The sequence below is a fragment of the Paraburkholderia sp. GAS206C genome (assembly GCF_050435645.1).
GTDB lineage: Bacteria > Pseudomonadota > Gammaproteobacteria > Burkholderiales > Burkholderiaceae > Paraburkholderia > Paraburkholderia phenazinium_B.
On sequence record NZ_JBNDKR010000003.1, the window covers coordinates 394,635 to 413,464 of the forward strand.

The window sequence follows — 18,830 nt, forward strand, 5'->3', positions numbered from 1 at the left end:
CAGTACCCGCTAGAGGCGGCGCGCAGGTTTTTGGGGCAAGCCCTTTGGGCGAGCCCCGAGCCTTGCTGCGCAAGGGTGTGCGATTTGCTTCGCGATAAAATTGGTAAAAATTAGATGCCGACGGCACAGGATTCGTTTCAACTTAGGAGTAGTGCATGCCTCTCGTATCAATGCGTCAACTGCTGGACCATGCCGCCGAAAACGGCTATGGACTTCCGGCATTCAACGTAAACAATCTGGAGCAGGTGCAGGCCATCATGGCGGCGGCGGATCAGATCAACGCCCCGGTGATCATGCAGGCCTCGGCTGGCGCGCGGAAGTATGCGGGCGAACCGTTCCTGCGCCATCTGATCGAAGCGGCCATCGAGTCGTATCCGCATATTCCGGTCGTGATGCACCAGGATCACGGGCAGTCGCCGGCAGTGTGCATGGCAGCAATTCGCAGCGGCTTTACCAGCGTGATGATGGACGGCTCGCTCGAAGCTGACGGCAAGACGGTCGCTTCGTATGAGTACAACGTGGACGTGTCGCGCAAGGTGGTGGAAGCGGCGCACTCGATCGGCGTGACGGTGGAGGCGGAGCTCGGCGTGCTCGGTTCGCTGGAAACCATGAAGGGCGACAAGGAAGACGGCCACGGCGCGGAAGGCACGATGACGCGCGAGCAACTGCTGACGGACCCGGAGCAGGCCGCCGACTTCGTCAAACTCACGCAATGCGACGCGCTGGCAATTGCCATCGGCACATCGCACGGCGCGTACAAGTTCAGCAAGAAGCCCACGGGCGACATCCTGTCCATTCAACGCATCAAGGAAATTCACCGGCGTGTTCCGAACACCCACCTGGTGATGCATGGTTCGTCGTCGGTGCCGCAGGAATTGCTCGCGGAAATCCGCGAATTCGGCGGCGACATGAAGGAAACCTACGGCGTGCCGGTCGAAGAAATTCAGGAAGGTATCAAGCACGGCGTGCGCAAGGTTAATATCGATACTGACCTGCGTCTGGCAATCACCGGTGCGATCCGTCGCTACATGGCGGAGAATCCGGGCAAGTTCGACCCGCGCGATTACCTGAAGCCGGCGCGCGAAGCGGCGAAGAAGGTTTGCCTCGACCGTTTCGTCGCCTTTGGCGCCGAAGGGCAGGCTGGCAAGATCAAGCCGGTTTCGCTTGATAAAATTGCGGAGAAGTACAAGTCGGGCGGCCTCGCACAGGTCGTCCACTAAGCTGGCAGTACAGCATGGGCCTGGCCATCCGGCCAGGTTGCGGTCCGCCTCGCCGTTCCCGCATCATAGGGGGAACGGCGTTTCCCTTTTGTTCCGGTCTCATTTTTGCCTCACTTTTAGCGAACTACGACGATGTCTACCCTCTACGAATCCACGCTCCGCTCGCTGCCGCTGCTCGGCCGCGGCAAGGTCCGCGACAACTATGCGGTGGGCAACGACCAGTTGCTGATCGTGACCACCGACCGTCTGTCGGCGTTTGACGTCATCATGGGCGAGCCGATTCCGAACAAGGGTCGCGTGCTGAACCAGATGGCCAACTTCTGGTTCGACAAGCTCAAGCACATCGTGCCGAATCACCTCAGCGGCGTGGCGCCGGAGTCGGTGGTCGCGGCGGACGAAGCGGAACAGGTGAAGGGTCGCGCCGTGGTGGTGAAGCGCCTCGAGCCGATCCTCGTCGAAGCAGTGGTGCGCGGGTATCTGGCCGGCAGCGGCTGGAAGGACTACCAGGCCACGGGTGCAGTCTGCGGCGTCGAACTGCCGCCGGGTCTGCAAAATGCGGAAAAGCTGCCTGAGCCGATCTTTACGCCAGCAGCCAAGGCCGAAATGGGCCACCACGACGAGAACATCACGTACAACGAGATGGAACGCCGCATCGGCACCGAACTGTCGGCCACGATCCGCGACATCTCGATCAAGCTATACAAGGAAGCGGCGGATTACGCGGCGACCCGTGGCATCATCATTGCCGACACGAAGTTCGAATTCGGTCTGGATAATCACGGCAAGCTATATCTGATGGACGAAGCGCTGACCGCCGATTCTTCGCGCTTCTGGCCGGCGGACGAATACCAGGTGGGCACCAATCCGCCGTCGTTCGACAAGCAGTTCGTGCGCGACTGGCTGGAAACGCAGTCGTGGAAGAAAGAGCCGCCGGCGCCGAAGCTGCCGGACGAGGTCGTCGCGAAGACCGCCGCGAAATACCAGGAAGCGCTCGAGCGCCTGACCGGGCAGACGCTGGCTTAACGCCGGGCCTGCAGCCAAGGAAGATGAGGAAGTTTTACAGATGAGCCAAGTCCAGACTGCCCAGGCAGGACAAACTGCCCATACGCATGCTGCGCCGCTCGTCGGCGTGCTGATGGGGTCCAGTTCCGATTGGGAAATCATGAAGCACGCCGTTGCGATCCTGCAGGAATTCGGCGTACCGTACGAAGCAAAGGTCGTGTCTGCGCACCGCATGCCCGACGAGATGTTCGACTATGCAGAAAAGGCGCGCGAGCGCGGCCTGCGTGCAATCATCGCGGGCGCCGGCGGCGCCGCGCATCTGCCCGGCATGCTGGCCGCCAAGACGACGGTGCCGGTGCTTGGCGTGCCGGTGGCGAGCAAGTACCTGAAGGGCGTCGATTCGCTGCATTCGATCGTGCAGATGCCTAAGGGCGTGCCGGTTGCGACGTTTGCGATTGGCGAAGCAGGCGCGGCGAATGCTGCGTTGTTCGCGGTGTCGATTCTGAGCGGCACGTCGACCGAATACGCGAACGCGCTGGCCGCGTTCCGTGTGCGCCAGAACGAAGCCGCGCACGCGATGGTGTTGCCCGCGCTGTAAGCGCGGTTTGATGCGCCGAAGTTTGCCCGCGAAGTCCGCCTGTTAAGTTTGCACAATGAGCTGGCCCGATTGATTCGACTGATCCGATCGGCCTGATGTCCATTGCCTGACCCCCGGTGTGGCGCACATTCATGTGCGCCAGCCGTGACCGACCACTGAGATGAATCCAGACAACACACCGGTTTCACCGATCATGCCCGGCGCCTGGCTTGGCATGGTAGGTGGCGGCCAGCTCGGCCGCATGTTCTGCTTTGCCGCCCAGGCGATGGGCTATCGCGTCGCCGTGCTCGATCCGGACGAAGCCAGTCCGGCAGGCGCTGTGGCGGACCGCCATCTGCGTGCCGCATACGACGACGAAGCCTCGCTCACCGAACTCGCGCGCCTGTGCGCAGCGGTTTCGACGGAGTTCGAGAACGTGCCTTCAGCGAGCCTCGATTTTCTCGCGCGCACCACCTTTGTCAGCCCGGCTGGCCGATGTGTAGCAGTGGCGCAGGACCGTATCGCCGAGAAGCGCTTTATTGCCGAGTCGGGCGTTGCTGTGGCGCCGCACGTGGTGATCGAATCGTCGCAGGCGCTCGCCGCGCTCAAGGACGTCGCGCTCGATGCGGTGCTGCCCGGCATTCTGAAAACTGCCCGCCTCGGCTATGACGGCAAGGGGCAGGTGAGTGTGCGCAACGCCGAGGAAGTGCGCGAGGCGCATGCGTCGCTCGGCGGCGTACCGTGTGTGCTGGAGAAGCGCCTGCCGTTGAAGTTCGAAGTGTCGGCGCTGATCGCGCGCGGCGCCCAGGGCACCTCGGTGGTTTATCCGCTCGCACAGAACACCCACCGCGACGGCGTGCTGTCGCACACCGTCGTGCCCGCGCCGGATGCCAGTTCGGCGCTCGTCAGCCAGGCACAACAGGCCGCGTTGCAGATCGCCGACAGGCTTGGATATATCGGTGTGCTGTGTGTCGAGTTCTTCATTCTGGAAGACGGCTCGATGGTGGCCAACGAAATGGCGCCGCGTCCTCACAATTCCGGCCACTACACCGTCGATGCCTGCGCGACCAGCCAGTTCGAACAACAGGTGCGCGCCATGACCGGCATGCCGCTCGGCGACACGCGCCAGCACTCGCCGGCGGTGATGCTGAATATCCTCGGCGATATCTGGTTTCCGGACGGCGGCAAGCGTGCTGCCGTCACGCCGCCGTGGCACGAAGTGGCTGCGATGCCGGCCGCGCGTCTGCATCTGTACGGCAAGGAGGAGGCACGTCCTGGCCGCAAGATGGGTCACGTGAACTTCACCGCCGCGACGCTCGACGAAGCCCGCACAGCGGCGCGCGATTGCGCGCGGCTGCTGCACATCCTGAAGGGCTGACGCGCTCGGATCATGCCGGATCAAGATAAACCTGCTGAGGGTGCTGCCAAGGCTGCTGCTGGAACGACTGCCGAGGCGGCGAAAGCCGCTGAAGCGGCAAGTGCTGCGGGCGCTGTCGAAGGCGCTGAAGCTGTTCAGCCAGCTGGCGGTACCCCGACTGGCCCGGTTGTGAGTCCCGCGGAAATCACACACGCTGTGGCGCTGCTCGACGCAGGCGAGCTCGTCGCGTTTCCCACTGAGACCGTTTATGGCCTCGGCGGCGACGCCCAGAGTTCTGACGCCGTTGCGCGCATCTACGCGGCGAAAGGGCGGCCGGCGAATCATCCGGTGATCGTGCATCTCGCGCCTCAGGGTGACCCGGGATATTGGGTTGAGCAACTGCCGCCGGAAGCGCTGCGCCTCATCGACGCTTTCTGGCCCGGGCCACTCACCCTGATTCTCAAGCGCGCCGCGCATATCCCCGCTGCCGTGAGCGGCGGACAGGACTCGGTGGGTTTGCGTTGTCCCTCGCATCCGGTGGCGCAGGCGCTTCTCGAAGCGTTCAGCGCGCTACGTGGCGGTCACGGCGGCGTGGCTGCGCCGTCGGCTAACCGCTTCGGTCATGTGAGCCCGACTACCGCACAGCACGTGCGCGACGAGTTTGGCGGCAGCATTCATGTGCTAGATGGAGGCTCGTCGGATGTCGGCATCGAGTCGACCATTCTCGATTTGTCGCGTGGGTTCCCCGCACTGCTGCGCCCGGGACGCGTGACGCCGCAGGATATCGCCGAAGTGCTCGGCGAAGCGCCGCGTCTGCCCGATGGCTCGGATGCGACGGCGCCGCGTGCCTCAGGCACGCTCAAGGCGCATTACGCGCCGCGCACACCGCTTGCGCTGCTGCCGTTCGAAGCGCTGGAACCTCTGCTGGTCGCACGTGAGGCGAACGAACGCGTGGCTCTCGTGGCTCGCGTGTCGCGCGCCAGCCGCTGGGCCGAGGCTGAAGGCGTCCACTTCATCGCGGCGCCCGAGGATCCCCACGTGTACGCGCGTGAACTCTACGGCTTGCTGCGTGCACTCGACCGCGCGAACGTCACGCGCATCCTGATCGAAAAGCTCCCCGATACGATCGAATGGATCGCGGTGAACGACCGGCTCGGCCGAGCCGCTGCGGCGTTCGAAGCGCAGGGATAAGCGACAAAACAGGAGTAGGAACTGGGAGGCGTACCGCCCAGAAGTCTCCGCAGTGAAGCTGCGGTCCGATGCCAGATGCTGGCATACTCATGCCAAGAATTGGTATTGACCACACCAAGGGAGACGCATGAGCATCGCCGATTTCATGTTCACGCCGCGCGAGCAGCGAGTACTGTCGTTGGTCCTTTCGGCCCCCGAGCGGACCTTTAATCTCGCGGAACTGATGTCCCGTTCAGGCGCCGGCAGCGGCGCCGGTCAACATACGGTGCGCCGTCTCTGGGAGGCGGGCGTGCTGCGCGAATCGCGACTGGGCAACCAGCGTCTGTTCCAGGCGAACACGGAGTTTCCGCTTTACCCGGAGTTGCGCAGCATCTGCGCGAAGTCGTTCGGTCTGGCCGGCATGCTGCGTGAGGCCCTGGCGCCGCTCACGGAGGAGATCGACGAAGCCTTCGTGTTCGGAGCGGTGGCGCGGGGGACGGATACGGCGGGGAGCGTTATCGATCTGATGGTTGTCGGGCGAGTGAGTCTGGACGATCTGCTCGATCATCTGGCGCCGCTCGATGCGCAACTCGGGCGTTCGGTGCATGCCAATCTGCACCATCCGGCCGAATGGGCTGTACTGTCGCGGGACGATACGGTGGTTCGCGCAATCCTCGATTCGCCCACCATCCGGATCGTTCCGGACGACACGCCACGACTGGCCGGATAACTGTCGGCAACGCCACGAAACTAAGGCGTTTCGCCTTCAGCCCACGCGCCAGGATCCAGACGCCCTCAAACAATAAAAAAAGCCCGGCTTAACCCAGCCGGGCCCGCCACCATCAAAAAGGTAAAACGGCAGATCAGATCACTTTCGATCCACCGTTACCGTCCGTCCCGCCTTACTTACCCAATCCCGTTGCCGCAATCTGCTGCTCGACGAACTGCGCGAACAGTGCGTGCGAGTGCGTGCTCGGGTGGACCGTATCGGCGAAGACATAAGTCTGGTCGGCCCCCGCTACCGTGTAGGTCGCCGGCGAGCAGAACAGCGACGAGGCGAACTGCGAGCCATACTCGGCCGGAGTCAGACCGTTCAGGACAGCCGGATTCGCCGTGGCGTACTTGGTGGCGTTGGCCGCCATCGCCGTCAGGTTACACGCCGTGCCGGTATTGGTCGTGGTGAAGCCCAGCGACTGGGCGTTCGGCAGCAGGACGGTATCGAGCCACGTGAACGCATCGGCGACGATGACCGTGTGCGCTGCTATCTGCGTCGCGAGCGCCTGCTCGACGATGCCGTTAAAGGCGGCGCTGATGCCGGTCAGCAACGCGGCCGAGCCCGCTGCCTGAGCGTTCGCTGCGACGCCGAGAGGCGTCTGGCCGATGTCGGGCACGGTCATCAGCACGACGTGTGTCGCGCCGTTAGCGATGATGGTCTGGATCTGCGTCGCGAGCGCGACGGCGGCCGCTGCGACCTGGGTGCTGTTCGTCTGCAGGTAGCTGGCGATGAACTCCACCTGACCCGCCTGCGTGTTCGGCAGCAGGCCGGCCGCGACGGCAGCTGGGTACTGCGTCTGCAGCGCGGTGCCGAGCGCCGTCAGATTGGCCGTGGTCGCGAACTGGAAGATGTCGTTCGCGCCGCCGTCCACCAGCACGAGCTGGTTCGAATTGAAGCTCGTATGTGCGCTCAGGTATTGCGACACCTGAGTCGTGACCGGCACGGTCGTCGCGGCCAGGTTGTCCGGCGCCCAGCCTTCGCCTTCGGCGATGACGACGTCCGAACCGCCCTGCGCATAGCCATAGCCGCCGGCTGCCACCAGCGGCTGGCCGAAGCCGCCCAGGTAAGCCGCGGTCAGCGTGCCGCCATAGTATTGGGCGATCAGTTGCGTCCACACCTGACCCGGATTGGTCGTGAAGCGGCCGCCGCCAAAGTCTGCTGCGATGACCGGCGCGTACGTGCCCACGTCCGACAGGCTGTCGCCGAACGACACGACCTGCAATTTGACGCCGCCTGCCGGCGTGCCGCTGCTCGGGCTGCTGCTACTGCCGCCGCCGCAGGCTGCCAGCATGACGAAGGCTGCGCTGGCGATCGCGACTTGCGACAGGCGCAACAGACCGCGATGTTTGGTTCCCTGTTGTTTCATGTTGATTTCATCTCCTCGTATGTGTGTGGCCTTTTTTGCCATGTGATGCAGGCGGCGCCCACCGCGTCGGCGGCGTGGCGACAGCTTACAGAATCTTTCCCGGTCTGCGTGGCGTTTGAAACGCCGCCGGGTTGTTTGCCGATGTATTGACGCATTCGTCCGGATGGCGCCCAGCGGTCTGCGAGTCGCGCAACGCGTGATAAGCCGCGGCCCACGCGGGCGGCGCGAACAGCGCGCTCAGCTTGTTGCGCCAGCCCTGCACCTGCAGGAAATCGGCACCCATCGACGCCCATTCGTGGAACGTCGCCTTTAGCGGGTTATAGGTGTGAAGCGGCTCGACGATGCCGTAGACCGGTGCATCGTGGGCATCTTCTTCCACATAGCTGCCGAACAGCCGGTCCCAGATGACGAGCACGCCGGCGTAATTGCGATCGATGTAGCGCTCGTTGCGCGCGTGGTGTACGCGATGAATCGACGGCGTGTTCAACACGTATTCGAGCCAGCCGAGTTTGCCGATCGCCTGGGTGTGCACGAAAAACTGAAAGCCGAGATTGATCAGGACGATGGCGACGATCTGCTTCGGCGGAAAGCCCAGTACTGCGAGCGGAATCCAGAACACCCACATGCCGGCGATGGGGTACATCAGGCTCTGGCGGAAGGCAGTGGAAAAATTCATTCGCTCCGACGAGTGATGCACGACATGTGCGGCCCACAGCCAGCGCACCCGGTGGCTGCAGCGGTGAAACACGTAGTAGAGCAGGTCCTGTGCAACGAACAGGACGACGAACGATAGCCATCCCGCGCGCCATGTGTAGACGCGAAAGTGGTCGAAGCAATACGCATAAATGGGGATGATCGCGAGCCACGCGAGCTTGTCGGCGGCCTGCTGCAGCAACGCCAGTGCGGCGTTGCAAAGCGTGTCGCGCCAGCTATAGAGGCGTGCTGCGGGGCGCGTGCGATGCAGGTGCCACGCCTCCCAGCCGATGCATGCAAGGAAGACGGGCGCCATGGCGAGCAGCAGCAATTCGGCATCGAATTGCATGGGCGTCTTCCTCCTGGGTCCCTGGCCGCTGCGAATGCCGCAGCAGGCGTTGTCGTTATCGTCTGATTCCGCAACGCCGCCCTGGGTGGCGCGCGGTTGGCGCGCGCCTCTCCATGGATGTCACGCGCGCTTCAAACACTGCCCGCAAGCGTACACGCTCTGGGGCCTGCCGCGCATGGCTTCGCTAGAAGGAATCCTCAATGCTGGTTGCCCTTGTGCGGGTTTTTCCTGGGCTTGCTGCGCGGTTCTTCCGCGACTTCCTGCATCGGTTGCGACGGTCCCTGGTACACCCATTCGAGCAGCGCATCGTGCGCGGCCCGCGCAGCTTCCGAGTGTGGGTCGTTGATGATGCTGACGACGATATAACTGACGCCGTCGGCGGAGGCCACGTAGCCTGCAATGGCGCGCACGTCGCGCAACGTGCCGGTCTTGATGTGCGCGTTGCCGCCGACCGGTTGCGAGGTGAGGCGGTTGCGCATCGTGCCGTCGACGCCGGCCACCGGCAGCGAATCGACGAACACCTGGGCGACCGGGCTCGCGTTGGCCGCCTGCAACAGATCCGCCAGCGAGAGCGCCGTGATGTGCTCGTCGCGCGACAGGCCCGAGCCGTTGTCGAGCGAGAGGTACTCCATGTCGAGGCCGTTTTTCTGCAGGAACGCTTCGATTGCACGTGCGGATTTTTCCGGCGTCGCCGGCGGTTTGCTGGTGACCGCGCCGATCGTCAGGAACAGATTGCGCGCCATCGTGTTGTTGCTGAACTTGTTGATGTCGTGAACGATGTCCGACAGCATCGGCCCCTCGTGAGTGGCGATCAGGCGTGCTTCGACCGGTACAGGGCCTTCGCGCGTCGCGCCGGTGAAGGTGCCGCCGTTCTGTTCCCATAGCGCGAGGAAACCGCCGGCGAAGAACGCCGAGTGGTCGAGCATCGCCACGTTCAGTGTGCGTGGGCCGCAGCGCACGGGGTATTCGCCGATGAACGATGCGCTCACCGTGCCGTTCGGCTGCGGCGTCACCTCGGGCGTGGGCAGTTCGCCGCGGCACGGGCCGCCGGTGGCGTGCAACTGGTTGTCGATCTGCAGTTGCGCGAGCGCGGGTATGACGTCGATGGCCACGCTGCCGTCAGGCGACGGCGTCAGCGTGAACGACAGCGACTTGAAAGCGTACAGCAGAGGATCGGGGCCGACGTTGTACGGAGCCGTGACATCGTCGTCGAACGGTGGCAGGTCGCGCGTCGAAGCGTCGAAAAAACGCTTGTCGAGCACCAGCGCGCCGTCGATCCCGTTGATGCCGGCCTTGCGGATTTTCTGCACGAGGTCGATCAGTTCTTCCGGCACGAGCTTCGGGTCGCCTGTGCCCTGGATGTAGAGATTGCCGTGCAAGATGCCGTTGGTGTCGAGCGTGCCGTCTGCGTAGGCGCTGGTGCGCCAGCGGTAATCGGGACCCAGGATCGACAGGCCGGAGTAGGTCGTGACGAGCTTCATCGTCGAGGCGGGCATCATCGGCTTGCCCGCGTTGAGCGCGACGATGGGCGTGCGATCGCCGACTTTCTCGACCACCACGCTGATATTGGACAACGGCACGTGGGCGCGTGCGAGGTCAGTCATGACGACGGGCGGCAGCACCGTACTGACGCTGACAGTAGGGTGCTTGGCCTTGATGCGGGCTTGCGCCGGCGCGGCGCAGGCGAGCGCCGCACACGCCATCAGCAGGGCGACGGCGCCCATTGGCACACGCCGCGCCGGGTTGTGCCGCGCTGCCAGCCCTGGGGCGACACCTTGCGCGGTAACGGTACCGTGCGGGATCGCGTCAGAGCATGTGGACGGTGCAGCAGTAACGAATGAGACCGACGAAGCAGCGCATGGCGCGAGGCGGCGGACGAGAAAAGACAGGAAGGCGTGCGTCATGAACGGGCGAAAAACCAAAGAGTCACGTGCTGAAGCACGGCGCTCGGCGCGCTGTACTCATGTAGGGCATACAAGGGGTGTAACGGCCGCGCGCAGCAAAACTTCATCGTCATGCGCGCGTTTGTTTTCCCTTGTGCGAGTCGCCATGTGGCCCCTTGTTTTCAGGGCCCGATGGCGCGCTGCGCAAAAGCGCTCATTGTAGAGACATGCCGCGCTGGTGAGGTGAAATTGCGCCATACCTGCAGCAATCCGCGGGGGCGAGGCGCACGAGGCCGGGCCGGGCGCTAGAATGCGGCATCATGAGTGTTTCGGAATCGTAGAGTCATGCGCATATTGCTAGTCGAAGACGACCGGATGATTGCCGAGGGCGTGCGCAAAGCGTTACGTGGCGAAGGCTTTGCTGTCGACTGGGTGGAAGACGGCGAGGCGGCGCTCAGCGCGGCCGGCGGTGAACCTTACGATCTGGTGCTGCTCGATCTCGGACTGCCCAAGCGCGACGGCCTCGACGTGCTGCGTGCTCTGCGCGCACGCGGTCATACGCTGCCGGTGCTGATCGTGACGGCGCGTGACGCCGTGGCCGATCGCGTCAAAGGACTCGACGCGGGTGCCGACGATTACCTCGTCAAACCTTTCGATCTCGACGAACTCGGCGCCCGCATGCGCGCGCTGATTCGGCGTCAGTCGGGCCGCAGCGATTCGACCATTCGCCACGGCACGCTCACGCTCGATCCCGCTTCGCACCAGGTGACGCTGGCCGGCACGCCGGTTGCGCTGTCCGCGCGCGAATTTGCGCTGCTCGAGGCGCTGATTGCACGGCCCGGCGCGGTGCTCTCGAAGAGCCAGCTCGAAGAAAAAATGTATGGGTGGGGTGAGGAAATCGGCAGCAATACCGTCGAGGTGTACATCCACGCGCTGCGCAAGAAGCTTGGCGCCGACCTGATCCGCAACGTGCGAGGCCTCGGCTACATGATCGCGAAGGACGCTTGAGCCGATGCGTTCCATTCGTCGTCAATTGCTGTTCTGGCTGCTTGCCATCGTGTTGCTCGGCGTCGGCATCGCCGGCTGGCTGATCTACCGTCAGGCGCTCGCCGAAGCCAACGAACTGTTCGATTACCAGTTGCAGGAGATTGCCGAAGCGCTGCCGTCCGAGCCCTTCTCGCAGGTGCTCGGCTCGCGCGATACCGGCGACGAAGGCATCGTGCTGCAGATCTGGAATCGCAACGGGGCGTTGATGTACTACTCGCGGCCGCGCGCGCCGCTCGCGCCGCGCGCCGAACTCGGCTTTTCAACCGAGCGCACCGACCGCGGCGACTGGCGTGTGTACGGCGCGATCGTCGGCGATAACGTCGTGCAACTGGCCCAGCCGGTGTCGGTGCGCAACCGCCTTGCTGCGAACGTGGCGTTACGCACGCTATGGCCGTTGATCGTACTGCTGCCGTTGCTGGGGTTGGCGGTGTGGATGGTGGTCGGGCGCGGACTCAGGCCGCTGCGCCGGGTAACCGGGGCGCTCGATACACGTCATCCGGAAGCGCTCGATCCCCTGCCCGACAGCCGTTTGCCGCTCGAAGTGCAGCCGCTGGTGCGCGCGCTCAACGGCCTGCTGCAGCGTCTCGCCACAGCGCTCGACACACAGAAGGCGTTCGTTGCCGATGCCGCGCACGAACTGCGCACACCGCTCGCCGCGGTGCAGATCCAGACACAACTCGTTGCGCGTGCGACCGACGACGCCACGCGCAGTGAAGCGCTCGCCGATCTGCAGGCAGGCGTCACGCGAGCGACGCGTCTCGCCGAACAGTTGCTGGCGTTGGCGCGTTCGGAGCCGGACGGGCACACGCAGGCCCAGACCCAGGTGATCGATCTGCACGCGTTGCTCGAAGACTGCGTGATGGCCTACGCGCCGCTCGCGCAGCAACGTGGTGTCGATCTCGGCATCGAGTCGAGCGAGGCTGCCAGCGTGACTGGCAATGCGGACGCGCTGCGGGTGATGTTCAATAACCTGGTGGACAACGCAACCAAATACACACCGCGCGGCGGCCGGGTGGATGTGAGCCTGACCGTCGAGGCGGGGCATCCGGTCGTGCGCATTGGCGACAGCGGACCGGGCATTCCGCCCGCCGAGCGCGAGCGTGTGTTCGACCGCTTCTATCGTGCCGGGGCGAGCGCCGATCGCGCCCGCACGGATGTCTCCGGCAGCGGGCTGGGGCTGGCGATCGTGCGGCGCATCGCGCTTCAGCATGACGCGAGCGTGACACTGGGCGAAGCACCGGCCGGTGGCCTCGAAGTGAGCGTGCGGTTCTGACGGGCAAAGTGCGTCGCGTAGTGGAAAGCTGGCTGTTTTGCCGAAGTTCCCCTGCTTAAGACTCTTTTAAGCGATAGCACGTACGCTTCATCCCATCCCCAAAGCCTTCCTCCCTGTCAGGAGCTCACGATGAATGCGAAAACCCTGTCCCGCAGTGCTGTTGCCGTGGCCGTTGTCGTCGCGCTGTCCGCCGGTTATGTGGCTGGCCACCGCGATCTGCCCGCGCCGCAGGTCATCGCGCCGGCGCAGGCTGCCGCGATGATGCCTGCCGAAGCTGCGGCAAAAACCGGCATCCCCGATTTCTCCGGCCTCGTCGAGACCTATGGTCCCGCTGTCGTCAACATCAGCGCGAAGCACGTCGTCAAGCAGACCGCGCTGCGCAGCGGCGGCGACAATGGCGAAAACGGCGGCAACGCCCAGCAACTGCCGATCGATCCGAGCGATCCGTTCTACCAGTTCTACAAGCGCTTCTTTGGCGGCATGCCTGGCATGCAGGGCGGAGACGGCGGCGGCGATCAAGGCGACCAGCCGAGTGCGAGTCTCGGTTCAGGCTTTATCGTCAGCAGCGACGGCTACATCCTGACCAATGCGCACGTGGTCGATGGCGCGAACGTCGTGACCGTGAAGCTGACCGACAAGCGCGAGTTCCGCGCCAAGGTGGTGGGTGCCGACAAGCAATCCGACGTGGCCGTGCTGAAGATCGATGCGAGCAATCTGCCGATCGTGAAGATCGGCGACCCGAGCCAGAGCAAGGTCGGCCAGTGGGTGGTGGCAATCGGCTCGCCCTATGGTTTCGACAACACGGTGACCTCGGGCATCATCAGCGCGAAGTCGCGCTCGCTGCCTAACGAAAACTACACTCCGTTCATCCAGACCGACGTGCCGGTGAACCCCGGCAACTCGGGTGGCCCGCTGTTCAACCTGCAAGGCGAGGTCATCGGTATCAATTCGATGATCTACTCCCAGACGGGCGGCTTCCAGGGACTGTCATTCGCGATTCCGATCAACGAAGCGATCAAGGTCAAGGACGATCTCGTCAAGACGGGTCACGTAAGCCGTGGGCGCCTCGGTGTTGCCGTGCAAGGCATGAACCAGACGCTGGCCAACTCGTTCGGCTTGACCAAGCCGAACGGCGCGCTCGTGAGTTCGGTGGACCCGGGCGGCCCGGCCGCCAAAGCCGGCTTGCAACCCGGCGACGTGATCACGGCGGTGAACGGTTCGCCGGTGGCCGATTCGACCGATTTGCCCTCGCAGGTGGCAAGCCTCGCACCTGGCAGTTCGGCGACCATCACCGTGTGGCGCGACAAGACGAGCAAGGACATCAAGGTGACGCTCGGTTCGATGTCGGATACCAAGGTCGCGAAGAACGACAATGCGCCTGAGCAGGTTCAGGGGCGTCTCGGGGTCGCGGTGCGGCCGCTTACGCCCGACGAAAAGAGCAACGCTTCGGTGTCGCACGGCTTGCTGGTGCAGCAGTCGGGTGGCGCGGCCGAGAACGCCGGGATCCAGCCGGGCGACGTGATTCTGGCGGTGAACGGCCGTCCGGTGACGAGCGTCGACCAGTTGAAGCAGATGATCTCGCAGGCGGGCAACAGCATCGCCCTCCTGATCCAGCGCGACAACGCGCAGATTTTTGTGCCGGTGGACCTCGGTTGACGTAAAACTTGCCGGTCCGTTTGCATAAACTGCCCACGGACCGGCGCCTTGTACGGGCAGCGCGCCCGCCTTTTGCCGCGACGGTAGTCTCAACGCGGGCCAGCAGTTTGGATGTTGTTGGGAAAGGTGGTCTGGGACTCAGGCGGGCACGGCAGTTGCAGTTGTCTGTCGGGGGTAGACCCACCAGGACTCTAACAAGGAGCGATGCAATGAAATTTCAAGGCAATCAGCGACGTCTCGTGGCGGCGGCGCTAACCGCGGCGCTGACGCTAGGTCTCGCGGGTGGCGCCTGGGCGCAGCAGTCGAACGACACGACCGGCGGCACCACCAGCGACAGCGATAGCGCTGGCAACGTCAACGGCGGCGGCATGCCGCAGATCCAGCATCAGGGCGGCGTGGCCTACGTATCGGGCGGCGTCGGCAGCGACGAGTCGAAGGCGCTCCAGGGTGCCGAAAGCCACTGGCCGCTGGCGCTGCGCTTTACCGGCCCGGGCTCCGACTTCCTCGCCGACGTGCACGTGCAGATCGTCGACGCACACGGCGCGGATGTGCTGCAGGCCGATTCGCGCGGTCCTTATATGCTCGTGAGGTTGCGTCCGGGCCGTTATACGGTGCACGCGCGCTACAAGAGCGACGATCAGCAAAAGGCAGTGACGGTGCCCGCCCAAGGCGGCACCAAGTCGGCTTTCTACTGGAATACGCAGTAACACGGGCCGAATTCGCCGGCCGCGCGAAGGTTGCGCAATTGGCCGAAGATTGGCCGATAATGAAGCCACGGGTGCTCCCCGTGGCTTTTTTTCATTCTGAAAGCCGCCGCCGGGCGTTCAAGTCCGAGCCATTCCTGGGACGCTTCGTGTGGATGGCTGCCTGATCGCTTTTTGACCGCTGCCTGAACCGCCGTTTTATCGCATACGGAGTCCTGACATGAGCGATCCCACGCCGCCCGCAGGGAGTCCCCCAGGGACCGCCCACGGCGCTTCGGGTTCCGGTGCGGCTGCCGGCGCTCATCGCATCGAGATTAGCGTCAACCATCACCGGGTGCGGGTGATCCATCAGGGCGTCACGATGGCCGACACGCAGGGCGCGCTCACGCTTACGGAGAGCGGCCTGCCCGAGGTATTTTATTTTCCGCGCGGCGATGTCAATATGGCGCGGCTCGAAAGCTCGAACCATACGTCGCGTTGCCCGTTCAAGGGCGAGGCGTCTTATTTCCATCTGCGCACCGAAGACGGCCTGGTTGAGAATGCCGCCTGGTGTTACGAAAACCCGCTCGACGGGGTCCAGCAGATCAAGGGCTATCTGGCGTTTTATGCTTCGCGTGTCGACCGCATCTATCAGACATCCTGATTGTGTAGACGGCGCGTTTCTCGGGGGAGTGGGTCATGGAGCTGAACAACGCGTTACGGATTGCGCTTGCACCGGCCGATGTCTGGGACGCGCTGCAAGACATCGCGTTGTTGCGCGCGAGTCTCGACAACTGCGAGTCGTTCAGCCGCCTTGCGGGCGGCGAGTATGCGTTGACGCTGACGGTGCCGCTCGGACCGTTGCGCGCCCGCTACGAAGTGCGCGCCCATGTCGCCAACAAGAATCCGGTACAGCTCGACGAGCCGCATCGTGCGCTCAACTTCAAGGCGCGCGCCGAAGGTGTCGGATCGCTGCGTGGACAGATCGATGTGACGCTGCGCGCGGACGATTCAGGGTCGAACAAGGCGCCGAGCACGCGGATCGATTATTCGGTGTGGGCCACCTTGACGGGGCCCCTCGCCGAATTGCCGACGCGCCAGATCGAGAATGCGCTGCACGAGCTAGCCGACGATTTCTTCACGGAGTTCTGCGCGGTCGTGCAGGCCAAGCATGGGCAAGGTCCAAACCGCGCGCGCGGCACCCACAGCCGGCGGCAGCATGTGTTCCTGCGGCCGATCAATCTTGGCAGCGTAGCGCGCCGGGTCAGGCCGCACGATCACGGAGGCTCGCTCTCCGGGCGTGCCACCAGCACGCTGTTCGGGGCACGCTCGCATAGCGTGTCGCATCGCGAGCCGACGCCGCATGCCATGCCGAACTGGGCGTGGGCCGCGATGATCTTCGTTGTCGCATTGCTGCTTTATGCCGCGCACTGGTTCAGTACCCAGAGCTGAGCGGACCTCAGGCTTTCTTCGCCTCGCCATTCGCGCCGGTGCGTAACGCCGGACTGAGCCGCAGCGCGTCGAACATGGCTTCCACCATCTGCTGCGCGTGCTCGGCGAAATCGGTGGAGTCGGGCAGAATCAGCATGTCCCTCAGCGAACCGCCAACGAACGCATGCAGCATCGTGGCTGCCAGTTTCGTGTCGAGATCGGGCGGCATCTGGCCTTTGGAGATTGCGTTGCGCAGGCCGATCTCGATCTTGCCGAGCCCCTCACGCATGTTGGTCTGATAACGGACCATCACCGGGCCCATATCTTCTACGAACTCGCATTTCAGAAACAGGATGTCGAATACGCGGCGCCGCCGCGGATCGGCCGCGGTGTCGCGCAGACACAGCGTGCAGATTTCGATTAGCCGTCCGAGCGGATCGGCCTCTTCCGGGTTGATCGACGCGGCCTTCAGTTCGTCGAGCGGCAGCAGCACGCGGTCGAACATCTCGGTGAAGAGGTCACCTTTGTTGGCGAAGTGCCAGTAGATCGCCCCGCGGGTGACGCCCGCGGCCTGGGCGATGTCAGCCAGCGACGTGCGCGACACGCCTTTCTCGAAAAAGACTTTCTCGGCGGCATCGAGAATGCCGGCGCGCGTCTCCAACGCCTCTTCCTTGGTCCTTCTGACCATTTCGTCTGACCTGCGTATTGGTGGGATTACCCGGACACTTTTAAACGTGGCCCGTCACAATCCGCCCGCGCGTTTCGTCTTTAGCGAGCAGGTATTGCCTTGGACTGCCTGAAAGGATAGCGAAAGACACTTTTACATGCATTCGCGAATGTATATATAATAGCACCCCATCGATCGGATAGCCCAAGCCGTGACGACCGGTTAATATCCGTCACTGTTGCCTTTCAGAAAGCTTATGCGCCGTCCCAAAAGGGTCGACGGCGTGCGGCATTTCCCGGTTTGGCGCATATCGCCCGGGGTGCAGAGCGGGTCCGCGCCACTGGGCTTCCGGTTACGCGTCGTAAGACGCATGCGTGCGCTGTCGTCCCCGGGGTAGGGATGCGCGCACTTTTCATTCTCTCAGCCTTGACAGAGGTCGCTCCATGCGCGTCGAACGGGTTCCATTTCGCTTAATCAGTGCCGCGACGGCTGCCGTATTGCTGGCAGCGTGCGGACCAAAACAATCGGCCCCGCCACAACAAACACCCGAAGTCGGCATCGTCACCGTCCAGCCGTCGGCCGTGCCGGTCGTCACCGAATTGCCGGGCCGCACCAATGCTTTCCTCGTGGCGCAAGTGCGCGCGCGGGTGGACGGCATCGTGCTGCGCCGTGAGTTCACCGAAGGCAGCGAAGTGAAGGCCGGTCAGCGTCTTTACAAGATCGACCCGGCGCCTTACATCGCGCAACTGAACAGCGCCAAGGCGACGCTTGCCAAGGCTCAGGCAAACCTCGTGTCCGTCACGGCGCAGGCCAGCCGCTACAAGGTGCTGGTCGCGGCCAACGCAGTCAGCAAGCAGGACTACGACAACGCAGTCGCTTCGGAAGGCCAGGCTGCGGCGGACGTCGCTTCGGGCAAGGCCGCTGTGGATACCGCGCAGATCAATCTCGGCTACACGGACGTCGTCTCGCCGGTGAGCGGCCAGGTCGGCATTTCGCAGGTGACGCCGGGCGCGTATGTGCAGGCGAGCGCGGCTACGTTGATGTCGACGGTCCAGGAACTGGATCCGATGTACGTCGACCTGACGCAATCGAGTCTCGACGGCCTCAAGCTGCGTCGCGATGTGCAGGAAGGTCGTCTGAAGACGAGCGGTCCGGATGCGGCGAAGGTCACGCTGATTCTCGAAGACGGCCGCACCTACTCCGAGAAGGGCAAGCTGCAGTTCAGCGACGTCACGGTCGATCAGAGCACCGGTTCCGTCACCGTGCGCGCGCTGTTCCAGAACAAGGACCGCGTGCTGCTGCCGGGCATGTTCGTGCGCGCGCGCATCGAGGAAGGCGTGAACGATCAGGCGATTCTAGTACCGCAGATCGGCGTGACGCATGACCAGAAGGGCACGCCCACCGCGCTCGTCGTCGGTGCGGACAACAAGGTCGCGTTGCGTCAGCTCGTCACCTCGCGCACGTATGGCTCGAACTGGGTGGTCGACAGCGGCCTGAATCCGGGTGACCGCGTGATCGTGCAGGGGACCGACAAGGTTCGCCCTGGCATGGACGTCAAGACTGTCGCGGCGCAACTGCCTGCTTCCTCCGACGCGGCTGCTGCAGCTGCGCCGGCCGCCAGCGGTGCCCAGACGGCTCAGGCTGCTTCTGCAGCATCGGGCGCGCAATAACAGGGAGCCTG

At 64.0% G+C, this 18,830-nt stretch carries 17 protein-coding genes; 13 read left to right on the forward strand and 4 right to left on the reverse strand.

The features are described 5' to 3' along the window. The first annotated feature begins 155 nt into the window (after positions 1–155). From fba to P3T20_RS10180, 6 genes are all read left to right on the forward strand, one after another. Entirely contained in the window at positions 156–1,220 is a 1,065-nt protein-coding gene (fba, locus tag P3T20_RS10155; RefSeq protein WP_074263455.1) for a class II fructose-bisphosphate aldolase, read from the forward strand. A 132-nt stretch (positions 1,221–1,352) separates the two neighbouring features. Continuing rightward, positions 1,353–2,243: a phosphoribosylaminoimidazolesuccinocarboxamide synthase gene (locus P3T20_RS10160; protein WP_074263456.1), complete on the forward strand. Its 891-nt coding sequence runs from the start codon at positions 1,353–1,355 to the stop codon at positions 2,241–2,243. 40 nt (positions 2,244–2,283) lie between these two features. Further along, positions 2,284–2,820, forward strand: a complete 537-nt coding sequence (purE, locus tag P3T20_RS10165) for a 5-(carboxyamino)imidazole ribonucleotide mutase (protein WP_429286813.1) — start codon at positions 2,284–2,286, stop codon at positions 2,818–2,820. 160 nt (positions 2,821–2,980) lie between these two features. After that, positions 2,981–4,177 carry a 5-(carboxyamino)imidazole ribonucleotide synthase gene (locus tag P3T20_RS10170; protein WP_074263458.1) on the forward strand — a complete coding sequence of 399 codons (1,197 nt, stop codon included), beginning with the start codon at positions 2,981–2,983 and terminating at the stop codon, positions 4,175–4,177. Between the two features lie 12 nt (positions 4,178–4,189). Continuing rightward, positions 4,190–5,347 carry an L-threonylcarbamoyladenylate synthase gene (locus tag P3T20_RS10175; RefSeq protein ID WP_429286814.1) on the forward strand — a complete coding sequence of 386 codons (1,158 nt, stop codon included), beginning with the start codon at positions 4,190–4,192 and terminating at the stop codon, positions 5,345–5,347. 127 nt (positions 5,348–5,474) lie between these two features. Then, positions 5,475–6,056, forward strand: a complete 582-nt coding sequence (locus tag P3T20_RS10180; RefSeq protein WP_074263459.1) for a nucleotidyltransferase domain-containing protein — start codon at positions 5,475–5,477, stop codon at positions 6,054–6,056. Between the two features lie 172 nt (positions 6,057–6,228). Here P3T20_RS10180 and P3T20_RS10185 read toward each other — a convergent pair whose 3' ends face one another. The 3 genes from P3T20_RS10185 to dacB form a co-directional block, all read right to left on the reverse strand. Further along, positions 6,229–7,467 carry an SGNH/GDSL hydrolase family protein gene (locus P3T20_RS10185; RefSeq protein ID WP_074263460.1) on the reverse strand — a complete coding sequence of 413 codons (1,239 nt, stop codon included), beginning with the start codon at positions 7,465–7,467 and terminating at the stop codon, positions 6,229–6,231. 85 nt (positions 7,468–7,552) lie between these two features. Beyond that, complete coding sequence (locus P3T20_RS10190; protein WP_074263461.1) at positions 7,553–8,509, reverse strand: sterol desaturase family protein; 957 nt, start codon at positions 8,507–8,509, stop codon at positions 7,553–7,555. Positions 8,510–8,706: 197 nt separating this feature from the next. Continuing rightward, positions 8,707–10,413 (reverse strand): D-alanyl-D-alanine carboxypeptidase/D-alanyl-D-alanine endopeptidase, encoded by a 1,707-nt coding sequence (gene dacB / locus P3T20_RS10195; RefSeq protein ID WP_074265937.1) that lies wholly within the window; start codon positions 10,411–10,413, stop codon positions 8,707–8,709. Between the two features lie 324 nt (positions 10,414–10,737). Between dacB and P3T20_RS10200 the strand changes: the two genes are divergently transcribed. From P3T20_RS10200 to P3T20_RS10225, 6 genes are all read left to right on the forward strand, one after another. Beyond that, positions 10,738–11,400: a response regulator gene (locus tag P3T20_RS10200; protein ID WP_074263462.1), complete on the forward strand. Its 663-nt coding sequence runs from the start codon at positions 10,738–10,740 to the stop codon at positions 11,398–11,400. Between the two features lie 4 nt (positions 11,401–11,404). After that, the gene (locus P3T20_RS10205) at positions 11,405–12,712 is read left to right on the forward strand and encodes an ATP-binding protein (RefSeq protein WP_074263463.1); all 1,308 of its coding nucleotides are present in this window, start codon (positions 11,405–11,407) and stop codon (positions 12,710–12,712) included. A gap of 129 nt (positions 12,713–12,841) precedes the next feature. Continuing rightward, complete coding sequence (locus tag P3T20_RS10210) at positions 12,842–14,368, forward strand: DegQ family serine endoprotease (RefSeq protein WP_074263464.1); 1,527 nt, start codon at positions 12,842–12,844, stop codon at positions 14,366–14,368. A gap of 209 nt (positions 14,369–14,577) precedes the next feature. Beyond that, positions 14,578–15,075 (forward strand): hypothetical protein, encoded by a 498-nt coding sequence (locus tag P3T20_RS10215; protein ID WP_074263465.1) that lies wholly within the window; start codon positions 14,578–14,580, stop codon positions 15,073–15,075. A gap of 217 nt (positions 15,076–15,292) precedes the next feature. Further along, positions 15,293–15,715: a DUF427 domain-containing protein gene (locus tag P3T20_RS10220; RefSeq protein WP_074263466.1), complete on the forward strand. Its 423-nt coding sequence runs from the start codon at positions 15,293–15,295 to the stop codon at positions 15,713–15,715. Positions 15,716–15,750: 35 nt separating this feature from the next. Further along, positions 15,751–16,503, forward strand: a complete 753-nt coding sequence (locus tag P3T20_RS10225) for a CoxG family protein (RefSeq protein WP_074263467.1) — start codon at positions 15,751–15,753, stop codon at positions 16,501–16,503. Positions 16,504–16,510: 7 nt separating this feature from the next. On the opposite strand, the gene P3T20_RS10230 is transcribed toward P3T20_RS10225, so the two are convergent. Then, on the reverse strand, positions 16,511–17,170 hold the full coding sequence (locus tag P3T20_RS10230) for a TetR family transcriptional regulator (RefSeq protein ID WP_074263468.1): 660 nt from the start codon (positions 17,168–17,170) through the stop codon (positions 16,511–16,513). A 422-nt stretch (positions 17,171–17,592) separates the two neighbouring features. Here P3T20_RS10230 and P3T20_RS10235 point away from each other — a divergent pair, with 422 nt between their 5' ends. After that, a complete protein-coding gene (locus tag P3T20_RS10235) occupies positions 17,593–18,819 on the forward strand; it encodes an efflux RND transporter periplasmic adaptor subunit (RefSeq protein ID WP_074263469.1) in 1,227 nt (408 codons plus the stop codon). Positions 18,820–18,830: the final 11 nt, after the last annotated feature.